18 protein-coding genes and 2 pseudogenes are annotated in these 21,054 nt (G+C 74.5%); 12 read left to right on the forward strand and 8 right to left on the reverse strand.

From position 1 onward, the window contains the following. Positions 1–31 precede the first annotated feature (31 nt). The gene (locus tag OG505_RS07730; RefSeq protein ID WP_405432084.1) at positions 32–634 is read left to right on the forward strand and encodes a helix-turn-helix domain-containing protein; all 603 of its coding nucleotides are present in this window, start codon (positions 32–34) and stop codon (positions 632–634) included. Between the two features lie 81 nt (positions 635–715). Here OG505_RS07730 and OG505_RS07735 read toward each other — a convergent pair whose 3' ends face one another. The 5 genes and pseudogenes from OG505_RS07735 to OG505_RS07755 form a co-directional block, all read right to left on the reverse strand. Continuing rightward, positions 716–2,275, reverse strand: coding sequence for a hypothetical protein (locus tag OG505_RS07735; protein WP_405434416.1), 1,560 nt, complete (start codon positions 2,273–2,275; stop codon positions 716–718). Positions 2,276–2,971: 696 nt separating this feature from the next. After that, positions 2,972–4,129 (reverse strand): annotated as a pseudogene (locus OG505_RS07740) (choice-of-anchor A family protein); the annotation flags it as partial. A 54-nt stretch (positions 4,130–4,183) separates the two neighbouring features. Continuing rightward, positions 4,184–4,900, reverse strand: a complete 717-nt coding sequence (locus OG505_RS07745; RefSeq protein WP_405432085.1) for a DUF4386 domain-containing protein — start codon at positions 4,898–4,900, stop codon at positions 4,184–4,186. A 257-nt stretch (positions 4,901–5,157) separates the two neighbouring features. Further along, positions 5,158–6,762 (reverse strand): annotated as a pseudogene (locus OG505_RS07750) (sulfatase-like hydrolase/transferase); the annotation flags it as partial. A gap of 125 nt (positions 6,763–6,887) precedes the next feature. Further along, positions 6,888–7,775 carry a CDP-alcohol phosphatidyltransferase family protein gene (locus tag OG505_RS07755; RefSeq protein ID WP_405432087.1) on the reverse strand — a complete coding sequence of 296 codons (888 nt, stop codon included), beginning with the start codon at positions 7,773–7,775 and terminating at the stop codon, positions 6,888–6,890. Between the two features lie 94 nt (positions 7,776–7,869). Between OG505_RS07755 and OG505_RS07760 the strand changes: the two genes are divergently transcribed. The 7 genes from OG505_RS07760 (at position 7,870) to OG505_RS07790 (ending at position 13,630) form a co-directional block, all read left to right on the forward strand. Beyond that, positions 7,870–8,853 (forward strand): NAD(P)-binding protein, encoded by a 984-nt coding sequence (locus tag OG505_RS07760; RefSeq protein ID WP_405432088.1) that lies wholly within the window; start codon positions 7,870–7,872, stop codon positions 8,851–8,853. 2 nt (positions 8,854–8,855) lie between these two features. Beyond that, entirely contained in the window at positions 8,856–9,254 is a 399-nt protein-coding gene (locus OG505_RS07765) for a 6-pyruvoyl trahydropterin synthase family protein (RefSeq protein ID WP_405432089.1), read from the forward strand. Between the two features lie 62 nt (positions 9,255–9,316). Beyond that, positions 9,317–10,345 (forward strand): glycosyltransferase family 4 protein, encoded by a 1,029-nt coding sequence (locus OG505_RS07770; RefSeq protein WP_405434418.1) that lies wholly within the window; start codon positions 9,317–9,319, stop codon positions 10,343–10,345. Next, complete coding sequence (locus tag OG505_RS07775; RefSeq protein WP_405432090.1) at positions 10,342–11,166, forward strand: class I SAM-dependent methyltransferase; 825 nt, start codon at positions 10,342–10,344, stop codon at positions 11,164–11,166. Before OG505_RS07770 ends, OG505_RS07775 begins: the two co-directional genes overlap by 4 nt. A 64-nt stretch (positions 11,167–11,230) precedes the next feature. After that, positions 11,231–12,169 (forward strand): lysylphosphatidylglycerol synthase transmembrane domain-containing protein, encoded by a 939-nt coding sequence (locus OG505_RS07780; RefSeq protein WP_405434419.1) that lies wholly within the window; start codon positions 11,231–11,233, stop codon positions 12,167–12,169. 58 nt (positions 12,170–12,227) lie between these two features. Next, positions 12,228–12,926 (forward strand): GTP cyclohydrolase II, encoded by a 699-nt coding sequence (ribA, locus tag OG505_RS07785; RefSeq protein WP_405432092.1) that lies wholly within the window; start codon positions 12,228–12,230, stop codon positions 12,924–12,926. Continuing rightward, positions 12,923–13,630 carry a RibD family protein gene (locus OG505_RS07790; RefSeq protein ID WP_405432093.1) on the forward strand — a complete coding sequence of 236 codons (708 nt, stop codon included), beginning with the start codon at positions 12,923–12,925 and terminating at the stop codon, positions 13,628–13,630. The genes ribA and OG505_RS07790 overlap by 4 nt, the downstream gene beginning before the upstream one ends. On the opposite strand, the gene OG505_RS07795 is transcribed toward OG505_RS07790, so the two are convergent. Together OG505_RS07795 and OG505_RS07800 are read right to left on the reverse strand one after the other, a co-directional pair. Further along, positions 13,597–14,130, reverse strand: coding sequence for a hypothetical protein (locus tag OG505_RS07795; protein WP_405432094.1), 534 nt, complete (start codon positions 14,128–14,130; stop codon positions 13,597–13,599). The two genes, OG505_RS07790 and OG505_RS07795, sit on opposite strands and share 34 nt — an antisense overlap. Continuing rightward, on the reverse strand, positions 14,123–15,490 hold the full coding sequence (locus OG505_RS07800; RefSeq protein WP_405432095.1) for a molybdopterin-dependent oxidoreductase: 1,368 nt from the start codon (positions 15,488–15,490) through the stop codon (positions 14,123–14,125). Before OG505_RS07800 ends, OG505_RS07795 begins: the two co-directional genes overlap by 8 nt. Positions 15,491–15,728: 238 nt before the next feature. Between OG505_RS07800 and OG505_RS07805 the strand changes: the two genes are divergently transcribed. Beyond that, the gene (locus OG505_RS07805; RefSeq protein WP_405432096.1) at positions 15,729–16,793 is read left to right on the forward strand and encodes an NAD-dependent epimerase/dehydratase family protein; all 1,065 of its coding nucleotides are present in this window, start codon (positions 15,729–15,731) and stop codon (positions 16,791–16,793) included. Between the two features lie 532 nt (positions 16,794–17,325). Here OG505_RS07805 and OG505_RS07810 read toward each other — a convergent pair. Next, positions 17,326–18,819, reverse strand: coding sequence for a hypothetical protein (locus OG505_RS07810; protein ID WP_405432098.1), 1,494 nt, complete (start codon positions 18,817–18,819; stop codon positions 17,326–17,328). Between the two features lie 145 nt (positions 18,820–18,964). On the opposite strand from OG505_RS07810, the gene OG505_RS07815 reads away from it, so the two are divergent. The 3 genes from OG505_RS07815 to OG505_RS07825 are packed head-to-tail and all read left to right on the forward strand — an operon-like array spanning position 18,965 to position 21,050. After that, positions 18,965–19,639: a glycosyltransferase family 2 protein gene (locus OG505_RS07815; protein ID WP_405432100.1), complete on the forward strand. Its 675-nt coding sequence runs from the start codon at positions 18,965–18,967 to the stop codon at positions 19,637–19,639. Further along, a complete protein-coding gene (locus tag OG505_RS07820; RefSeq protein WP_405432102.1) occupies positions 19,636–20,316 on the forward strand; it encodes a DUF2064 domain-containing protein in 681 nt (226 codons plus the stop codon). Before OG505_RS07815 ends, OG505_RS07820 begins: the two co-directional genes overlap by 4 nt. Continuing rightward, entirely contained in the window at positions 20,313–21,050 is a 738-nt protein-coding gene (locus OG505_RS07825; protein WP_405432103.1) for a class I SAM-dependent methyltransferase, read from the forward strand. Before OG505_RS07820 ends, OG505_RS07825 begins: the two co-directional genes overlap by 4 nt. Positions 21,051–21,054 lie beyond the last annotated feature (4 nt).

Consider the following 21,054-nt stretch of genomic DNA (forward strand, 5'->3'; position numbering starts at 1 on the left):
CGTAGCCCGGGTGGCAAGTATCCTTGCCGTTATGGCAAACGAGGACAGTGCCGCGCTGGCGGCCGTCGGCCCCCGGCTGCGTGCCCTGCGCCACCAGCGCGGCACCACGCTCACCCAGCTCGCCGAGCTGACCGGCATCTCGGTGAGCACCCTGTCTCGGCTGGAGTCGGGCACCCGCCGGCCCACCCTGGAACTGCTGCTCCCGCTCGCGCGGGCGTACCAGGTGGCGCTGGACGAGCTGGTGGACGCCCCGGCCACCGGCGACCCCCGCGTCCGCCCCAAGCCCATCGTCATGCACGGTGTGACATACCTGCCGCTGACCCGTCGACCGGGCGGCCTGCAGGCGTTCAAGCAGATCTTCCCGCCGGACCCGTCCGCCGGGGGACGGACCCCGCAGGCCCACGAGGGGTACGAGTGGCTCTACGTGCTCTCCGGCCGGCTGCGCCTGGTGCTCGGTGACCGCGACCTCATCCTGACGCCCGGGGAGGTGGCCGAGTTCGACACCCGCGTCCCGCACCTCGTCCTGAATCCCGGCCCCGGCACCGCCGAGGCGCTCAGCCTCTTCGGGCCGCAGGGGGAGCGGCTGCACGTCCGCGCCCGCCCCGCCACCGGGGACCGGGGGACCGAGCGCTGATCACCACGAGATCGGTGCTGGTGACGTGCCGCGAGGGCCGGACCGGTTCCCCTCCGGTCCGACCCTCGCGAGCATTGCGCGCTAGGCGCGGATCCGGCGCTGCCGGACGACCAGCAGCAACGTGGCACCGAGGAGCACCGCGAGCACTCCGGCCGCCATCCAGCCTCCGATCGGGAACGACGTGCCGGTCACCGGCAGCTTCCCCTTCACCGGGATGGTGATGGTGGACTCCGGTGCCACCGGCGCGGGGCCCTCCGGCGGGGTGCCGGTCGCTGTCGCGCTGTTGCGCACCGAGCCGTGGTGATAGTCGGCCTTGCTGACCGTGTACGTCGCCGCACAGGTCACGGCCGCACCGGCGGCCAGGGTGATCGAGCCGTTGGGCGTCCGGTCCGGGCCGCAGGTGATCGGGCCGAGGTTGGCCGCTGCGGCCGGTGCCGTCAGCGTGTCGGTGACCGTCACGCCGGTCAGCGCCACGCGTCCGGTGTTGGTGACCGCGAACTGGAACGGCACCTGCTGACCCGGCCGGGTGATCTTCTCGGTGCTGCTGGACTTCACCACCGTGATGGCCGCACCCCGGGTGGCCGTGACCTCGGCGGTGGCCGGTCCGGAGCGTACCGGCGTCGGTGGTTGTTGGCCGGGGATGGTCGGCGGCGTGCCGGCCGCCACGGCCGTGTTCGTGATCGTGCCGGCGTCGATGTCCGCCGCCGTGACGGCGTAGGTCGACGTGCAGGTGGTGCTCGCCCCGGCGGGCAGGGTGACGCTGCCGTTGGCGACCGGCGGGGTGCCGCACGTGATCGCGCCGGGCGTGCCGGTGCCGGAGAACTCCGTCTCGTCGACCGTCACGGCGCCAAGCGCGGCGTTGCCGGTGTTGGTCACCACGAACCGGTAGGTGACCACGTCACCGGCCGTCGACACCACTGTGGGTGTGGCCGACTTGGTGATGGTGATCGCCGGGTGCGGGATCGGGATGTCCAACGGGGACGGCGGCGAGACCGGCGGCGGCCCGAACGGTGGCGTGCCGGTGGCGGTGGCGACGTTGCGCAGCGACGAGCCGGCGAAGTCCTCCTCGGTCACGGTGTAGGTCGTCCGGCACTGGATGGAGGCGCCGGGTGTCAGGGTCACCTCTCCGTTCGGGATGTTCTGCGGGCCGCAGGTGATCTCGCCGAGCTCGCCGCGTGGGGACGGCGGCAGGACGGTGTCGTTGACGGTCACCCCGGTGAGCGTGAGGCCGCCGGTGTTGACCACCAGGAAGGTGTACGGCACCTGCTGGCCCGCCGCGGTGATCGCCACCGTGGTCGACGACTTGATCACCTCGATGTCGGCCACGAGCCCCGTCTGGGGGATGGTCAGCGTCGAGGGCGGCGAGTTCACCGGCGTGCCCTCGGGTGGGGTGCCGTGCGCGGTGGCGGTGTCGGTGACCCCGTTGTTGTCCAGGTCGGCCTGGGTGACGGTGTAGGTGGCGGTGCAGGTGGTGGACGCACCCGGTGCGAGGGTCGTCGTCGCGCAGGTGATCGGGCCGAGGTTGGTGTTCGACGAGGGCGGGGCCTGCACGTCGGTGACGTTGACGCTGGTCAGGGTGAGCCCGCCGGTGTTGACCACGTGGAACCGGTAGGGCACCTGCTGCCCGACTTTGCCGATCATGGTGACGTCGGAGACCTTGACCACCGAGATCGCGGCGACCAGCCCGGATTCGGGGATCGTCAATGTGGACGGTGGCGAGGTGACCGGTGCGCCGGTGGGTGGCGTACCCCGCGCGGTGGCGGTGTCGACGACCCGGTCGTTGTCGAGGTCGGCCTGGGTGACGGTGTACGTGGCGGTGCAGGTGGTGCTCGCGCCCGGCGCGAGGGTGGTGGCGAGGCAGGTGATCGGGCCGAGGTTGGCGTTCGAGGAGGGTGGGGTCTGCACATCGGTCACACCGACGTTGGTGAGGGTCAGGCCGCCGGTGTTGGCGACCAGGTACCGGTAGGGCACCTGCTGGCCCACGGAGGTGATGGACGTGGTGGTGGACGACTTCACCACGGTGACGGCCGCGGTGAGCCCCTGTGCCGGAATGGTCAGGGTGTCCGGATCGGACACCACCGGGGGGCCGGTGGGCGGGGAGCCCTGGGCGGTGCCGATGTTGGTGACACCGCCGTTGTCGAGGTCCGCCTGGGTGACCGTGTAGGTGGCGGTGCAGGTGGTGCTCGCGCCCGGCGCGAGGGTGGTGGCGAGGCAGGTGATCGGGCCGAGGTTGGCGTTCGACGAGGGCGGGGTCTGCTGGTCGGTGACTGAGATGGTGGTGAGCGGAACGCCGCCGGTGTTGACCACGTGGAACGAGTACGGCACCTGCTGGCCGACGGTCGTGATCACCGTGGTGGTCGACGCCTTGATCAGATCGATGCCGGCCGGGCTCGCGCCCGCGCAGGACAGGGTGGTGCTGAACGGGAAGTAGTGGATCTCACCGCCGCGGTGGTCCAGCGTACGGGTGATGACGCTGCCCTCGGTGTTGCTGGACGACAGGTCGGTGAGGCTGGCGTTGGGGGCGTAGATGGTGGCCTCGACCGTGGCGGCGCCCGGCGTGAGGGTGAGCGCGGTCGCGGTCGGGAAGTTGAACAGGACGTAGCGCGCCTGCGGACCGCCGATGCCGGAGAAGTTCGGGGCGGTCCAGTCGAACGTGTTGCCGACGCCTGTGGTGTCCACGTTGACCAGCAGCGGGGTGCTGGCGGTGGGTTGGCTGGCGAAGGTCAGCGTCTGGATGTTGGCCAGGTCGGCGGCGGTCAGGTTCAGCACGTTGGTCACGCCCGGGGTGAGGGTGACCACGGCGTTGCTGCCCGCTGGGATCGGCCGGGGGAGCACGTCGCCGTTCGGTGTCCGGAGCACCACCGTGTTGTCGCAGGTGGCCAGGCCGGCGGTCGTGTCGCGGAAGGCGGCGAAGGCGCCCGCGAAGTTGATCGGCGAGGTGGGCCCGACGCTGGGGACGGGCTGCCGGGTGACCAGTTCCACCCGGGGCGAGGCGTCGTAGTCGTCCGACGGCAGGATCCGCGTGTTGACCTGGGCGCCGTTGTTGTCGGTGTCGCGCACGACGGTGCCGGTCAGGTTGCCGACCTTGGCGTACCCGCTGGAGAGCACCTGGAGACGCGTTCCACCGACGCTGCCGGCGAAGTTCACGCGCCCGCCGACGACGAGGGCGCTCGGTCGGGCGTCGCCCGGCACGACGAACGAACCGGCGGTCGCGCCGGCGAGTTGGTAGTTGCCGAAGGTGAGGTCTCCGCCGACGGCGAGGGTGCCCTCGTTCTCGTCGTTGATCACGGTGGCGTTGCCCTCGGTCATGACCCCGAAGCTCAGCGCCTCGGCGACCGGGTCCACCGGCCCGACGTCTTCGGCCGCCGTCAGTATCCGATTCGGCAGGGGCGCGGCCGGCGTCGGCGCCAGCAGACCGTTGACCGCCAGGATGGCGCCGACGGCGGTCAGCGCCGCCGCGCGGGTCCTGCGGCTACCCCACGAAGAAATCCTCATCACGCCCCCGCTGTGTCCGATGTGCCAGGGGAGCGTAGCGAGGTAAATGTCAAACTATGCGGTATTTGTCCGAATCGACGACTCTTGGCTCGGGACGCGGCTGGCGGGCAGGTCGGCAGTGACGGGGGAGGGCCGGAAGCCCTTGACGATCAGCCAGATGCCCAGCGAGAGCTCCCACAGGGCGATCGGCATGGTCAGCAGGGCCGACGCCAACGACACCTGTGTCCAGAAGCCGAACACCGTGGCGACGAAGGTGGTGGTGAGCAGGGGCGCCCCGATGAATCCGAGTACCGGAAGCGCCCGCGGAACGAGGCGAGAGCGGTAGAGCAGCGTGCCCAGGAGGACGGCGTTCACGGCCGGCAGGAAGCCCTGTCCGGTGAGAAACGTCCAGTCGTGCAGGGCGATCAGCGCCTCACCGGTGGCCGTCACCTCCGGGCTGGGTTCGGCCTGCCGCACAGTGACGAGTGACATGATGACCACGATGCCGGCGATGATGGTGGCCGCCTCCAGGACCCGGATGCCGACGAAGCCCAACGCGAGTGTCTCGTTCTGTCGTTTGACGACCGGGTACAGCACGACAGCGGTGCCGATGCACGCGAGAGCCACGACCATCTCCAGGACGCCGCCCCAGGCCACGCCCGTCACTGCGCCCGCGTCGACGACAGATTCGGGATCGAGCACCGTCGCGTACAGGCCGAGGATCGGGATCGAGACGAACGTGAGGAGATAGAGCACGCCGGCGACGAGCGCGGTCTTCCGCAGCGGACTCATGTCGAGCCGTCGCGGGCCGAGCCCGGGTGTGCGAGCGCCGAGAATACGAGGCGTGCCCCGGGGCGTCTGTCACCATCGCGTACCTGTGCGATTTCCATGGCTCTTCTTTCCGGTGCTGAGGCCGGCGAATGAGGGAAGAGACGAATCGCAGCCATCTGAAGGGCTTTCCGCCTGCGCGAAGACGCGGCGTATGGCGGGCTGCTGGACCTGAACCGTACGCGCACGACGGTGGAACAGCAATGGTCGGAATTGTCGGGTCAGTTGGACGTCGACGGCCCGAAGGTGGTCAGGAACCGGTCGCGGAACGCGTCCATCGGCCACACCGGCGCCTGCGGGCCCGGCCGCAGCCCGTCCTGCCAGCCCCAACCCGCGACCCGGTCCAGCACCGCCGGGTCCCGCGCCACGATGGTGATCGGCACGTCCCGGCTGGCGCCCTCGCCGGTCACCACCGGGGCCGGCTGGTGGTCACCGAGGAAGACAAGCACCAGATCGTCGTCACCGTAGGTCTGCACGTACGAGATCAGGGTCTCCAGCGAGTAGGCCACGGCCTGCCGGTAGCCGGCCCGGATCCGGCCGGTGTCCCGGTCGTCGGCGTCGCCGTCGTCCTTCGCGCCGGCGTCGCCGTGATAGATCGAGCCGTCGCCCACCTCCTCCCAGCCGATCATGCGGGGCACCGCCGTCCACGGCGAGTGGCTGGAGATCAGCGGGATCTCCGCCATGATCGGACGGTCGGCGCCGGCGCGGACCCGCCGCTGGAAGAACGACAGCGTGTACTGGTCGGGCATCGGCGCGTAGCTGAACTTCGGGCCCCGGTAGCCGAGCGCCTCGGCGTCGTAGTAGCGGTCGTAGGAGAAGAAACCCTGCTCCGGCCAGGGCTGGGTGGCCGCCGGAAGCACCCCGACGGTCTGCCAGCCCGCCCGACGGAACGCGCCGTTGAGGGTGAGCCGGTCGCTGGCCAGCAGGCTGCGATGACGCTGCTCGTTGTCCGTCCACAGGCCGGACAGCAGCGTGTCGTGCGCCAACCAACTGCCCCCGCCGAACGTCGGAGAGGTGAGGAAACCGCTGCGCGCGCCGTACCCGGCCGCGCGCAGCCGCTCGGTGCCGGCGTCCAGCACCGCGTTGACCTGCGGCGCCAACTCCGGGTCCTCGACGGCGTCGCGCCCGTAGCTCTCCACAAAGGCGACGACGACGTCCTTGCCGCGCAGCCCGGTCAGCAGCTGGTCACCCGGGACACCCTGGAACGGGTCGGCGTCGATCTGGGCGGTGAACCGTTCCCGGTCGCGCAGCCGCGCGTCCACCTGCTCGGCGTGCGCGCCGACCAGCGCGGTGGTCCCGGCGTCGGCCACCGGCACGCCCGGGACGATCCGCACGCCGACGACGGCGCAGAGGACCCAAGCCACCGTCAGGGCGGCCACCGCCCGGGTCGCCACCGGCTCGTGGCCGACCAGCAGCGCCGCCAGCCGCCGCAACGCCACCGTCGCCACCAGCAGCAGCCCACCGACCAGCAGCACGACGCCGACCACCGCGCCGACCGCGCCGGCCCGCCCCGCCGAATCCCGCACGAAACCGAACGCGTCGTCCAGCAGCAGCCAGTCCAGCACCAGATCGAACGGCCGGTCGAGGGCCGTGCGGAAACCCAGGTCGGCGAGCTTCACAATGGCCAGCAGGCCCAGCAGCGGGCCGACCACGGCCACCACCACCCGCCGTGGCCGGGGCGGCAACGCCAGCAGCAGCGCCGCGACCAGCAGACCCTCCAGCGGGATCCGCACGAACGCGCCGGGCGTCAGCTCGCCGAGCCGGTCCGGGCCGACCAGGACGGCGTACACCAGCAGAACCGCCAGCACCGCGCCGGCCGCACTCCACGCCCGCCGCGCACGGCCGCGCCGCACGGGCGACACCACGGGGGTACGCGCCGACGCGGCACCGGTCGACGCGGGGCGCGGGCGTTGCCGGCCGGTCAGCCGGCGTAGCCGGGCGGGAAGGGCCATCACGGCCTCCAGTCGGAGTGGACCGTACCGCCCGAGCGGGCCGCCAGCGCGGGCGTGGGCACCGGCAGCAGCGGCGGTACGACGACGGGCGTGTGCCCGCCCAGCGCCAGCAGGGGCACCGCCACCGGCGCGGCGATCGGGGTGATCGGCGGCGGGGCGGTGATCGCCGCGACCGGCAGCGGGTGGGACCGCCGAGGGGCCGGGCGGCGACGCCACAGCCACGCCACGTCACGGCCGAACGACTCGACCAGCAGCGCCAACGCCGTCACCAGGACCACTGTGGTCCACGGCTCCGGCAGCACCCGCGCGGCGGCGACCGTCAACAACACGCCCTGCGCGGCGGCCACCACCTTGCGCCAGTAGCGCGGCGGCAACGTACCGCGCAGCCAGGGCAGCACGGCGCTGGCCGCGACGAAGGCGTACCGCATCGCGCCGATGGCCAGCACCCAGCTCCCGGCCGCCGGGGCGACGTAGACGCCGAGAACCAGGATGAGGAACGCGTCGACCTCCATGTCGAAGCGGGCCCCGAGCGCGCTGACCGTGCCGGTGCGCCGGGCGACCTGACCGTCCACCGCGTCCAGCAGCAGGGCCACCGCGCTCAGCGCGACCAGCAGCCGCACCGGCGTCGGGTGGCCGAACGAGTCCACCACCAGCGCGGTGACCGCGCCGACCAGGACGGCCCGGGCCAGCGTGACCCGGTCGGCGGGGCCGAGCCGCGACGCGCCGGACAGGTGCAGGCCCCGGCTCAACGCGAGGCAGGTGAACGCCGCGTAGCCGGCGCCGGCCAGCCAGCCCGCCATGCTCAGACCCACGGTGGCGGCCAGCGCCGCCAGCACGACCAACTGCGCGCTCAGCCCGATCACCGGACCGCTTCGAACTGTGGGCACCGTACCTCCGTGTTTATGATCGACGACCCCGACAGGGAACACGGAAATCAGGGCCGTTCGGTTCGACCGGGACAAAAAGGTGAGGTGTGCGAGGGTGATCCGCGAGGCGTACGCCTGCTGGGTGCGCGAGCCCGGCGCGGCGGAGATCCAGCCGGTGTCGCTGCCCGTGCCGGGGCCGGACGAGGTGCTGGTGCGAGCCCGCTACTCCGGCGTCAGCCGAGGCACCGAGACGCTGGTGTTCGCCGGCCGGGTGCCCGCCGACCAGTACGCGGCGATGCGCGCCCCGTTCCAGGAGGGTGATTTCCCCGGCCCGGTGAAGTACGGCTACCTCAGCGTCGGCGTGGTCGAAGAGGGCCCGCCGGAGCTGCTCGGGCGTACGGTGTTCTGCCTGCACCCGCACCAGAGCGCGTACGTCGTGCCGGCGACCGCCGTCGTGCCGGTGCCGGACGACGTGCCGCCCGCCCGCGCGGTGCTCGCCGGCACGGTGGAGACCGCCGTGAATGCCCTGTGGGACGCGGCGCCCCTGGTCGGCGACCGGGTCAGCGTGGTCGGTGCGGGCATGGTGGGCTGCTGCGTCGCGGCGCTGCTGGCGCGTTTCCCCGGCGTGGACGTCGAGCTGATCGACACCGATGCACGCCGGGCGGGGGTGGCCGGGGCGCTCGGTGTCCAGTTCGCCCGGCCGGGCGACGCGACCGGCGACCGGGACCTGGTCGTGCACGCCAGCGCCACGTCCGCCGGGCTGCAACAGGCGCTGGACCTGCTCGCGCCCGAGGGCACGGTGATCGAGCTGAGCTGGTACGGCGACCGCCCGGTGCAGGTGTCGCTGGGCGGGGCGTTCCACTCTCGACGGCTCACCGTGCGCAGCAGCCAGGTCGGCATGGTCGCGCCCGCGCGGCGGGGCCGCCGCAGCTACGCCGACCGGCTGGCGCTGGCCCTGGACCTGCTCGACGACCCGGCGTTCGACGCGCTGATCACCGGCGCGTCCCGGTTCGCCGAGCTGCCCGACGTACTCGCTCGACTGAGCACGGGTGACCTGCCCGCGCTCTGCCACCTCATCACCTACGACGACGGGGAGTGACCGTGTTCAGCGTGACCGTTCGGGATCACATGATGATCGCCCACAGTTTCCGGGGCGAGGTGTTCGGCCCGGCCCAGCGCCTGCACGGCGCGACGTTCGTGGTGGACGCGGCGTTCCGCCGGTCCGACCTGGACGCCGACGGCATCGTCGTCGACATCGGCCTGGCCACCGAGCAGCTGCGGGCCGTGGTCGGCGAGCTGTCCTACCGCAACCTCGACGACGAGCCCGCGTTCGCCGGGATCAACACCACCACGGAGGTGCTGGCCCGTACCGTCGCCGACCGCCTGGCCGATCGGGTGCACGCCGGTGAGCTGGGCCCCGGGGCGCGTGAGCTGGCCGGCATCACCGTCACGCTGCACGAGTCACACGTCGCCTGGGCCAGCTACGAGCGGTCGCTGTGATCGACGCGGGCCGGCCGACGCCGGCCCACGCCGCCGGGGTCGTCGGCCCGCGCCGCCGTACGGTGCACGTCGTTCTGCCCGGCGACATCGACGACCCGGCAGCGCCCAGCGGCGGCAACACGTACGACCGGCGGGTCTGCGCCGGGCTCGGCGAGCGCGGTTGGGTGGTGCAGGAGCACCCGGTGCCCGGAGCGTGGCCGCACCCCGACCCGGCCGCACTCGCGGCGCTGGCCCGGCTGCTCGCCGCCGCCCCGGACGACGCCGTGGTGCTCGTCGACGGCCTGATCGCCTCGACCGTGCCGGACCTGCTCGCCCCGCACGCGACACGGCTGCGCCTCGTCCTTTTGGTGCACATGCCCCTGGACGACGAGGCCGAGGGCCGGGCGCTGGCCACCGCGCGAGTGGTCGTCACCACCAGCGAGTGGACCCGCCGTCGCCTACTGGCCCGCCACCGGTTGCCGGCCGACCGCGTCCGGGTCGCGCCGCCGGGGGTGACGCCCGCACCGCCGGCGCCGCCCGGCTCGGCAGCCGGCCACCGGCTGCTCTGCGTCGCCGCGGTCACCCGCCACAAGGGTCACGACGTGCTGGTCGACGCCCTGTGCGTGCTGGCCGAGATGCCCTGGACGCTGGTCTGCGCCGGCACGCTGACCCGGGAGCCCGAACTGGTGCACCGACTGCGCGACCGGCTCGCCGGTGCCGGCCTGTCGGAACGGGTCCGGCTGGCGGGCCCGCTGACCGGCCCGGCGCTCGACGCCGCGTACGCCGCCGCCGACCTGCTGGTGCTGCCGTCGCGGGGCGAGACGTACGGGATGGTCGTCACCGAGGCGCTGGCCCGCGGCGTGCCGGTGCTGGCCACCGAGGTGGGGGGCCTGCCGGAGGCGCTGGGCCGCGCCCCCGACGGTGACCTGCCCGGGCTGCTGGTTCCGCCGGACGACCCGGCCGCCCTGGCCGCGGCGCTGTGCTGGTGGTGGGGTGACGACGAGCTGCGGGCGCGGCTGCGTCAGGCCGTGCTCGCCCGGCGCGACACCCTGACCGACTGGCCGGTGACGACCGCGCGCCTGGCCGCTGTGCTGGAGGAGGTGGCGAAATGACCGTCGAGGAGACCCTGCCGTTCGCCGACTGGCTGCGTCTGCGCGAGCCGGCCGACGCGGCGGCCCGCGCCGAGGACCTGGTGGACACCGTCCGACCCCGGCTGGCCGGCCACGACCCGATCCTGATCCACGACCTGGGCAGCGGCACCGGCTCGATGAGCCGCTGGCTCGCGGCCCGGCTGACCGGGCCGCAGCACTGGGTGCTGCACGACCGGGACGCCGACCTGCTGGCCCGGGCCGCCGACGGCATGGCCGGAATGACCGCCGCCGACGGAGCGCCGGTAACCGTCGACACCCGCTGCGGCGACCTGACCCGGCTGAGCGCCGCCGACCTGTCCGACGGCGCGCTGGTCACCGCGTCCGCGCTGCTGGACATGCTGACCGCCGAGGAGGTCGAACGGGTGGTGGCCGCCTGCGTCGACGCCGGCCGTCCCGCCCTGTTCGCGGTCTCGGTCACCGGCCGGGTCCGGCTCACCCCGGCCGACCCGCTCGACGCGGCCGTCGAGGAGGCGTTCAACGAGCATCAGCGGCGTACCGTCGACGGCCGCCGGCTGCTCGGCCCGGACGCCCCCGACGCCACCGCCGCCGCTTTCGCCCGCCGGGGCGTGCCGGTGCGGGAGCGGCCCAGCCCGTGGCGGCTCGGCCCGGAGCAGGCCGACCTGTCCGCCGAGTGGTTCCGCGGCTGGCTGGGCGCGGCCTGCGAGCAACGCCCGGAACTGGCCGGCGCAACCCGGGCGTACGCCCAGCGCCGGCTTGCCGACGCCGCCGCCGGCCGGCTCGGCGTGCTGGTCGAGCATCGGGACCTTCTGGCCGGCGGATGAACCGTCGAAGCCCAGGGTACGTGCACTAGAGAGAGTGGACGATCTTCAGGGAGGACCGGCGTCGATGGTGTGGGCCTGGGCACGAGTGGTTGGCGGGGTGGGCCTGCTCGCCGCCCTGCTGTGGCAGGTGGGCGGCGGCCCGTTCCTCGCCGGCGTACGGCTGATCAACGCGCCGGCGCTGGCGGCGGCCCTGCTCATCGGCGTGCTCACCACGGTCTGCGCGGCCTGGCGGTGGAGCCTCGTCGCCGGTGGCCTCGGCGTACGACTGCCGCTGGCGACCGCGGTGGCGCACTGCTACCGGGCGGTGTTCCTCAACGCCACGCTGCCCGGCGGGGTGCTCGGGGACGTGCACCGGGCGGTACGCCACGGCCGCGACGCCGGCGACGTCAGCCGGGGCATCCGCGCGGTGGTCTGGGAGCGTACCGCCGGTCAGGTGGTCCTGGTGGGTGTCGCGCTGGTGGTGCTGGCGGCGTTCCCGTCGCCGGTGCGGCCGTACCTGCCGGCCGCCGCCGCCCTGCTGCTCGCGGGCGGGCTGGCCGTCGTGCTGCTGGCGCGGCGCCTGCCCAGCGCCGGTCGGTCCCGGTGGGCCCGAGGCGTACGCACCGCCGTGGCGGACGTGCGATCCGGGCTGCTGGCCCGGCGGACCTGGCTCGGCGTGCTGGTCGCCTCCGCCGTGATGGTCGCCGGGCATCTGGCCACCTTCCTGGTGGCGGCACGGACCGCCGGTTCGGACGCTCCGCTGACCCGGCTGCTGCCACTGACCCTGCTGGCCCTGCTCGCCATGGGTCTGCCCCTGAACGTCGCCGGGTTCGGCCCCCGCGAGGGGGTGGCCGCGTGGGTGTTCGGCGCGGCCGGACTCAGCGCGGCCGAAGGTGTCGCCACCGCCACCGTCTACGGCGCGCTCGTGCTGGTGGCCAGCCTGCCCGGCGCGGCCGTGCTGCTCGCCCGGCGGGCCCGCAATCCCGCCACCACTCGGGAAGCCGCCTTGCGCGGTGGCTGTTGAGTCAGTGGTGAGACGGTACGCGCCGCCGTCCCAGGACGGCGCCGGACAAAGGAGTCCCATGCCCGAAGCACTGCCGGTCGCCACGGTCCGTACGCAGGTCACGGTGCCGCTGGCGTTTCCCGACGGCTACACCACCACCGTCCGGGTGTTCACGTTCAAGGGCCTGGTCGACGGTCGGGAACACCTCGCTCTCGGCCTGGGTGACTGGGCCGGGGCGCTGGACCGGCTCGACGCCGGTGGCGATCCGCCGCTGGTCCGCCCGCACAGCGAGTGCCTCACCGGCGACGTGTTCGGCAGCCAGCGCTGCGACTGCGGGCCGCAGCTGCGCGAGGCGGTGCAGCGGATCGCCGAGACCGGCGGGTTCCTGCTCTACCTGCGCCAGGAGGGTCGGGGCATCGGCCTGTACGCCAAGCTCGACGCGTACGCCCTGCAGGACGCCGGGCTGGACACCTACCAGGCCAACGTGGCGCTGGGCCGGGGCGAGGACGAGCGCGACTACAGAGCCGCCGCGCAGATGCTGGCCACCCTCGGCGTGCCGCGCGTACGCCTGCTCAGCAGCAACCCGGACAAGGCCGAGCAGTTGACTCGGCTCGGCGTGGACGTCGTCGAACGCGTCCCCACCAGCATCTTCCTGTCCCCGGCCAACGCCGAGTACCTCGCGGCGAAGGCCGCCAAGGCGGCGGAGGCCGAGGCGGCGGAGGCCGAGGCGGCGCAGGCGCCGGTGGGTCGTACCCCTGACCGGCCCGTCTCCCAATGAGCTGCCGGCCGGCGTCGCCACGGCCGTACGTGCTGCTGAGCTGCGCCACCAGTATCGACGGGTACATCGACGACGCCTCCGAGCAGCGGCTGCTGCTGTCCAACGAGGACGACCTCGACCGCGTCGACGCGGTCCGGGCCGGTTGCGACGCGATCCTGGTCGGCGCCGCCACGGTCCGCCGTGACGATCCCCGCCTGCTGGTGCGGTCCGCGTCACGCCGGGCCGAGCGGTTGGCGTGCGGCCGGCCCGCCTCGCCCACGAAGGTGACCCTGACCGCCCGGGGAGACCTCGACCCGACCGCCCGGTTCTTCACCGCGGGCGATCCCGACCGGCTGGTCTACTGCGCCAGCGGGGTGCTGGACAAGACCCGCGAGCGGGTCGGTCGGCTGGCCACCGTCGTCGACGGGGGCGAGCCGGTCGACCTCGCATGGATCCTCGCCGACCTGGCGGCGCGGGGCGTACGCCGGCTGATGGTCGAGGGGGGCGGGACGGTGCACGCCCAGTTCCTCACCGCCGGTCTCGCCGACGAGCTGCACCTGGTGGTCGCCCCGTTCTTCGTCGGCGACCGCCGGGCGCCCCGGTTCGTCGGCGAGGGGAGCTTCCCCTGGCACCCGGGACGCCGCGCCCGACTGGCCGAGGCTCGCCAGATCGGCGACGTGGTGCTGCTGCGCTACGCGCTCTCCGACCGGTGCCGCGACGCCTGACGACGGCGCAGCAGGTACGCGATCGCGCTGAGCAGGAAGAGCGCCGCGCTGAGCACGAGCCAGCGCACCAGGTACGGCCGCTGGGTCTGGCCGCTGGCCGCCTCGTGGGTGGTCTCGCCCCACCGCAGGATGCCGGGGGAGTAGACCAGGAACAGCAGCGCCGTGCCGAGCGCCGGCACCCGCAGGTGGTTGAGCAGCGTGACACGATTGCGTACCACCGCGCGCAGCACCCGGTCGGCGCTCGCGTACACCGGGAACAGCACCAGGTCGTGGGCGATGACCGCGCCGACGAACCAGAGCAGCATCCGGCCGAACGTCGCCTCCTGCGCCAGCCGCAGCGCCACCCAGCCGGCGAGCACGATGGCCGCCGTCACCAGGACGAGGTGCCACGGCGCGGCGCCGTAGGCGGCCCACAACCGCCCGGCCCGCCCGGCCGTCGGCCCGGCCCGTCCCTTTGTCGGCCCCTCCCGTCCTTCGGGCGGCCCGGCCCGCTCAGCCATCGGCCTGACCCCGGAAGTCGATCTCGGAGACCCACTTCGTGCAGTGCACCCCGGGCAGGGCCGGCACGATGACCCGAGCCGGGTAGCCGTGGTCGGGGGCGAGGTCGACGCCGTTGACCCGCAGGGCGAGCAGCGAATCCGGATTGAGGATCTGGTTGGGGGCGAGCACCGCCGTGCGGAACAGCCCGGCCCGCTCCAGCGACGACACGCGCGCCGAGGCCGGGTCCGCGACCCCGGCGAGCGCGGCCAGGTCACGAAGACGGACGCCGGTCCAGGTCTGCAGGGTCGACCAGCCCTCCACGCAGGAGATGGGTAGGACGGCGGTGTGCTGGGCCATGGCCAGCAGGCCGGGCCGGTCCAGGGTCACGGTCCGGCCGCCGCCCCGCAGCGTCAGCCGCCAGGACGCGTCGGTCTGCTCGGGGCGTACGCCGGCGGCGGCGACGGTGCGGTTGATCGGGAAGCCGTTCGGCCCGGTGCCGGGCTGTCGTCCGCGGGGCAGCAGCAGCGCGGTGCGCCGCAGCGGGCCGTCGAGGGTCTGCCCGATGGTGAGGACGGCCAGCAGCAGCGCCCCGCCGCCGACGAGGCCGACCGCGCCGCGCCGGCTGACCGTGGCCGGCCCGGGTTCGGCGGCGACCAGGCCGTCCGGGTCGGGCGGCTCGGGTCGTGTCGCGGCGCGCGGGGTGCGCAGCTCCGCGCCCAGCGGGCGGGACCGCAGCGCGGTCACCAGCCGGGGAAACTTGATGATCACGTGCGCCACGAAGGCGCCGGTGAAGATCCAGGCCCCGAAGTAGTGGGCGGTGTAGAAGTCGAAGCCGAACACGTACGAGTACTGGATGTTGAGCAGGCCGGTGGCGATCTGGAACAGGATCCCGCCGACCAGCAGCAGCAGGGTCAGTCGTTCCAGCACCTGGGCCAGGGAGCGGGCCGGCGGCCAGTCGAACAGCTTCGGCAGCACCGACCACAGCTTGCCCAGCACCACCGGGACGAGCACGATGCCGAGCGTCACGTGCAGCCCCTGGGTGACCCGGAACAGCCACGACGGTCGGGTCGGCCAGTCGAAGGCGGGCAGCCGCAGCCAGCCCACGTTCATCGGGAACGCCTGGTCGAACTGCGGGCCGTAGGCGGCGTAGTCGAGCAGCCCGGTGATGATCACCAGTGGCAGCGCCACCAGCAGCACCGACCCGTAGACGGCGGTGAGCCAGGGGCCGCGCAACGGGCTGCGCCAGCTTCGTTTGACGGCGTCCACACCCGGTGGGCCGTGCTGGGCCAGCCCTCGCCAGAGCCGGCGCGGAGCGCCGTAGCCGTCCGCGTCCGTTGCCCGGGTTTCGCTGCCGCTCGGGCCGGGTCTGCTAACCGGCACCCGCTGCTCCTTCCTCGCCGTCACGCGCCGTCGTCGTCCACACCGGTCGGCCCGGCCGGGCATGCGAAGCCGGCGGCGGGCACTGCCGGCAGGTTAGACCGCAGTGGTACGGCTGGGCCGGGTTTACCGCATTACCGAACGCTTACCGGGGTGTCGGCGCCCGCAGAGCTGTTGCGAACTCCTTACGGGTCCGCCGAACCGGCCCGCCGGGCGTCCCGTCCGTCCTACCGTGACCGGCATGCGCGTACTGGTCACCGGCGCGGCCGGGTTCATCGGGTCGCAGGTCGTCGACCTGCTCGTCGAGCAGGGCCACGAGGTGGTGGCGCTGGACGCGCTGCTGCCCCAGGCACACGGCGGTGAACTGCCCGCCTGGTCACGCGGGCACCAGGTGGTCCGCGGCGACGTCCGGGACGGCCCCCTGCTGGACCGGCTGCTCGTCGGCGTGGACGCGGTCTGTCACCAGGCGGCGATGGTCGGCCACGGCCTCGACCCGTCGGACGCCCCCGACTACGTCACGCACAACGACTACGGCACCGCGGTGCTGCTGGCGGCGCTGCACCGGGCGGGGATCGGCCGGTTGGTGCTGGCCAGCTCGATGGTGGTCTACGGCGAGGGTCGCTACGCCTGCCCCGAGCACGCCACGGTGCGCCCCGCGCCCCGCCGGTCCGAGGACGTGACAGCCGGTCGGTACGACCCGACCTGCCCACACTGCGGCCGTGGACTCGATCCGGTGCTCGTGCCGGAGGACGCGCCGCTGGAACCCCGCAGCACGTACGCCGCCAGCAAGCTCGCCCAGGAGCACCTGGCCGCCGCCTGGGCCCGGCAGACCGGCGGCGCGGTGTGGGCGTTGCGGTACCACAACGTCTACGGCCCTCGGATGCCCCGCGACACCCCGTACGCCGGAGTGGCATCGATCTTCCGGTCGGCGCTGGCGGCCGGCGTGGCGCCCCGCGTGCTGGAGGACGGCCGGCAGCGGCGCGACTTCGTGCACGTCACCGACGTGGCGCGGGCCAACCTGCTGGCCCTCACCAGCAGCGCGCCCCCGGCCACGCTGGTGCCGGTGAACGTCTGCTCGGGCGAGCCGCACACGGTCGGGGAGCTGGCGGTCACCCTGGCCGAGGCGATGGGCGGGCCGGCCCCGCAGGTAGTGGGTGGGGCCCGCGCGGCCGACGTGCGGCACGTGGTCGCCGACCCCCGCCGGGCCGTGGAACTGCTCGGCTACACGGCCCGCGTCGGCTTCGCCGAGGGCGTGGCCGGCTTCGCCACCGACCCGCTACGGGAACCAGCCGCCGTCGCAGGCTGACCGCCCGCCGCCCGTCGCCCGTCGCCCGCCGCCCGCCGTCCGTCGCCCGCCGCCCGCCGTCCGTCGCCCGCCGCCCGCCGTCCGTCGCCACGGCCCGCCGCCCGTCCACGCCGAGCGGTGCACGCGGTGGTGATGCTCGCGCGGCGCAATGGTGCTGGCTCGGGCGGTGGTGCTGGCTCGGGCGGTGGTGCTGGCTCGGGCGGTGGTGCTGGCTCGGGCGGTGGTGCTGGCTCGGGCGGTGGTGCTTGCTCCGGCGGTGGTGCTCGCGGCGGTTGGCGCGCGCGGCGACGGGCCGGTACCGCCAATGAGCGGTATGACTGTGAGGAATATTTATGACTCACAGTCATACCGCTCAACGGAATGGCAGGGTGGCCGGAGACGGGCGACGCGGTCAGGCGACGCGGTCAGGCGACGCGGTCAGGCGATGCGGCGGTGCGTGCCAGGCGGTGCGGCCGGGCGGCGCGGCGGTGCGGCGGTGCGTGCCAGGCGGTGCGGCCGGGCGGTGCGGCGGTGCGGCGGTGCGGCCGGGCGGTCAGGAGACCGTCCAGACCAGGTGGTTGACGGCCAGCGCGGTGAGCGCCTGCGCGGCCAGCCACCAGCGCCGGGAACCCGCCGGCAGGCGGGCGGCGGCCACCAGCAGCCACACCACGAACGGCAGCCAGATTCGCTCCACCTCGGCCTTGCTCAGCCCGGACAGGTCCGCGCCGAGCACCGCCACCAGGGCGGCCAGCGGTAGCAGCACCGTGGGCCCGGCTGCGCGTACCGCTGCTGCCGCAGGCGTGGCCAGCCGGCCGACGGCCCGCCACCCGCCCGCGGCCGCGCCCGGCCCGAAGCGCGGCCCACCCGGCGCCGGTCCGCCCGCCGGGGTGGGAGCGGAAGCCGGCAGCGCCGCGCGCAGCCCCGGCCACGACGACCGTGCGGCCGACAGCACGCGGCGCAGCGCCGGCCCGAGCACGGGCCCGGCGCTGAGCAGCAGCGCGGCCAGGTTGGCCCACACCCAGTAGGCGTACGGGCGGTCGGCGGCCCAGCCCTGGTAGTACCGCTCGACGACCAGGTGGTAGCCGACCCACCAGTGAAAGCCCGCCGCGCTGAAGGTCGCCGTCACGGCCGCGACCCCGACGGCGGCGGCGAGCAGCGCGCCCCAACGGTGCGTACGGCGCAGCGTCACCACGGCCAGCGCGAGCACACCGACCAGGAGGAACCCGTACGACAGGTACAGCGCGAACCCGAGCACCAGCCCGCCGGCCAGAGCGGCGACGCGGCCACGGACCGCCAGCAGCGCCAGGCCGGCCGCGACCACGGCGGCGAAGATGCCGTCGGCCGAGGCACCCACCCAGATCGCCCCCGGCAGCAGCACCAGGAACGGGAGCACCGCGCGGGCCGCGTCGGACGCGCCGAGCGCCCGCAGGGTCACCGGCACCGACACCGCGACCGTGGCGCCGACCAGCACGCAGGCCAGCGCGGCGGCGGCGCCTCCGCCGAGACCGATGCGGGCCAGCCAGACGAAGATGAGCAGCGCGCCCGGAGGGTGCCCGGCGGTGTGCGTGGACCACGCGTCGGGTTGGAAGTCGACGATCCGGCCGGTGAAACCGGCCAGCATCGCCGGGATGTCGGTCACCCCGGGGACCTCGTGCAGGTACTCGGCCTGTGGGGTGAGCCGCCGGGTCAGCCCCGCCGTCCAGCCGTCCACCAGGGCCAACGACAACGTCCAGGCGACCGCGGTCAACCAGGCGGCAGCCAGCAGGACACCCCACCGGGCGGTGCGGGCCCACCGCGCTCCCCAGCCCACCACCGCGACCGCTACGGCCAGTGCGGCGGGGCTGCCCCAGCCGACGTGCGGCCGCCACGTCGCGTACAGCGGAGCGGCGTCGGCGTGCAGCCCGGCGCCACGCGCGTTGAGCAGGGCGCCCACCAGCACGGCGGCGGCGAGCAGCGCCGCCTCCACGCCCAGCACCAGAAGGTCCCCGGCCCGGCGGCGGGGCGGGGTCCGCCCGGGGGCGGCGGCGAGAGCGGTGGTCGAGGCCATGACCACCGGACGGTACGGCGACAGCCCGCCTCCGCGCTCGCCAATCGGCGGCTCGTCACCGGACGGTAAGAAATGCCCAGGTGGTAAGGGTTCGGTAAGCACATTTCGGCCTCCACCGCGGGCTTGCCGCCCTAGCGTCGGCGGTATGCCGACTGAGATCGACGTGGTGCTGCCCTGCCTGGACGAGGCGGCCGCCCTGCCCGGCGTGCTGACCGGGCTGCCGCCCGGCTACCGGGCCATCGTGGTGGACAACGGCTCGCGCGACGGCTCGCCCGAGGTGGCCGCCCGGCACGGCGCCCGGGTGGTGCACGAGCCCCGGCGCGGCTACGGCGCGGCGGTGCACGCCGGCCTGGAGGCCGCCGACGCCGAGGTGGTGTGCGTCCTCGACGCCGACGGTTCGTTCGACCCCACCGAGCTGCCGGCCCTGGTGGCGCCGGTGCTGGCGGGCACCGCCGACCTCAGCGTGGGCCGGCGACGGCCGGTCGGGGCCGGGGTGTGGCCGTGGCACGCCCGCGCCGGTACGGCGCTGGTCGCCGCGCTGCTGCGCCGTCGGGGCGTACCGCTGCGGGACCTCAGTCCGATCCGGGTGGCCCGCCGCGAGGCGCTGCTCGACCTCGGCGTCACCGATCGGGCCTTCGGCTACCCCCTCGAACTGCTGATCCGGGCCGCCGCCGCCGGCTGGCGGATCCACGAGCTGGACGTCACCTACGCGCCCCGGGCCGCCGGCACCCGGTCCAAGGTGTCCGGTTCGGTGCGGGGCACCCTGCGAGCGACCCGTGACTTCGCCGGCGTGCTGCGTACCGTGGAGGGGCCCCGGTGACCGTTCTGCTGGTGGTGGCCAAGGCACCCGTCGCGGGGGCGGTGAAGACGCGGCTCTGCCCACCGGCCACCCCGGCGCAGGCGGCCCGGATCGCCGCCGCCGCGCTGCGCGACACCCTCGACGCCGTCCGCGCCACCCCCGGTGTCACGCCGGTGCTGGCCTGGACGGGCCGGCTGACCGAGGCGGAGGACGCCGACGCGTTGACCGCCGCGCTGGCCGGCTGGACGGTCCTCGACCAGCGCGGCGTCGGCCTGGGCGATCGGCTCGCCAACGCGTACGCCGAGGTCGCGGCGGCGTACCCGGGACGGCCGGTGCTCCAGATCGGGATGGACACCCCGCAGGTGACGCCGACCGGGCTGGCCGCGGCGGTCGTGCGGCTGGATGCCACCGACGCGGTGCTCGGCCGGGCGCGCGACGGCGGCTGGTGGTCGCTGGGGCTGCGCGACCCCCGGCACGCCCGGGTGTTGCGCGACGTGCCGATGTCGACGCCGGACACCGGCCACGACACGTGGGCGGCCCTGACCGGACGCGGCCTGCGTACCGCGCCGCTGCCGGTGCTGCGCGACGTCGACGAGTGGTCCGACGCCCTCGCGGTGGCCGTCGAGGCGCCCGAGGGCCGGTTCGCCCGACAGGTCGCGGCGGTCCGCTTCGCCCTGCTGCCGGGAGGTCGGCGGTGAACCCCGTCGACACCGCCCCGATCGAGGCGGCGTCGACGAGGCCGTCCGCGGCGCCGGCGCGGGGGCACGACGGGTCGGCGGCGGGCACGGTGGCGGATCCGTTCGCTGCCGCCCTCGCCGAGGGCGCGGCCCGAGGGCGGTGGCTGGTGCACGGTGACGGTGTCCACAGCCGGCTACCGGTGGACCGCTGGCACGGACCGGCCGAGCCGGCGGTCGCCGGGCTGGTCGAGCGGTGCGCCGGGCCGACACTCGACCTCGGTTGCGGGCCGGGGCGGCTCACCGTGGCGCTGACCCGGGCCGGGCGGACGGCGGTCGGCGTGGACGTCTCCGCGACCGCGGTACGACTGACGCGGGCCCGGGGCGCGGTGGCGGTGCACGGTGACCTGTTCGAGTCGCTGCCCGGCGAGGGCCGGTGGGCACACGCGGTGCTGATCGACGGGAACATCGGCATCGGCGGCGAACCGGTCGCGCTGCTGCGTCGCTGCCGGGAACTGCTCGCGCCCGGCGGCACGGTGCTGGTCGAGCTGGAGCCGCCCGGCGCGGGGCTGTGGCAGGGCCTGGCCCGGGTGGCCGCCGAGCAGCGCGCCGGCCGGATGCTGTTCGGCCCGGCTTTCCGCTGGGCCCGGCTGGACGCGCGAGCCGTGCACCCGGTCGCCGACGCCGCCGGGCTGGCGGTGCGGGACGTGTTCCGGCGGGGGCGACGCTGGTTCGGCGAGCTGGCGGCGGGCCGCTGACGCC

The sequence above is a fragment of the Micromonospora sp. NBC_00617 genome, assembly GCF_045161355.1.
Taxonomy (GTDB): Bacteria; Actinomycetota; Actinomycetes; order Mycobacteriales; family Micromonosporaceae; genus Micromonospora.

Bases quoted from the DNA above. Each gene is read 5' to 3' on its own strand.
- OG505_RS07810 (WP_405432098.1), bottom strand. From the start codon at position 18,819: ATGGCCTCGACCACCGCTCTCGCCGCCGCCCCCGGGCGGACCCCGCCC.
- OG505_RS07730 (WP_405432084.1), top strand. From the start codon at position 32: ATGGCAAACGAGGACAGTGCCGCGCTGGCGGCCGTCGGCCCCCGGCTG.
- OG505_RS07790 (WP_405432093.1), top strand. From the start codon at position 12,923: ATGAGCTGCCGGCCGGCGTCGCCACGGCCGTACGTGCTGCTGAGCTGC.
- OG505_RS07745 (WP_405432085.1), bottom strand. From the start codon at position 4,900: ATGAGTCCGCTGCGGAAGACCGCGCTCGTCGCCGGCGTGCTCTATCTC.
- ribA (WP_405432092.1), top strand. From the start codon at position 12,228: ATGCCCGAAGCACTGCCGGTCGCCACGGTCCGTACGCAGGTCACGGTG.
- OG505_RS07780 (WP_405434419.1), top strand. From the start codon at position 11,231: ATGGTGTGGGCCTGGGCACGAGTGGTTGGCGGGGTGGGCCTGCTCGCC.
- OG505_RS07735 (WP_405434416.1), bottom strand. From the start codon at position 2,275: ATGATCGGCAAAGTCGGGCAGCAGGTGCCCTACCGGTTCCACGTGGTC.
- OG505_RS07775 (WP_405432090.1), top strand. From the start codon at position 10,342: ATGACCGTCGAGGAGACCCTGCCGTTCGCCGACTGGCTGCGTCTGCGC.
- OG505_RS07805 (WP_405432096.1), top strand. From the start codon at position 15,729: ATGCGCGTACTGGTCACCGGCGCGGCCGGGTTCATCGGGTCGCAGGTC.
- OG505_RS07815 (WP_405432100.1), top strand. From the start codon at position 18,965: ATGCCGACTGAGATCGACGTGGTGCTGCCCTGCCTGGACGAGGCGGCC.
- OG505_RS07795 (WP_405432094.1), bottom strand. From the start codon at position 14,130: ATGGCTGAGCGGGCCGGGCCGCCCGAAGGACGGGAGGGGCCGACAAAG.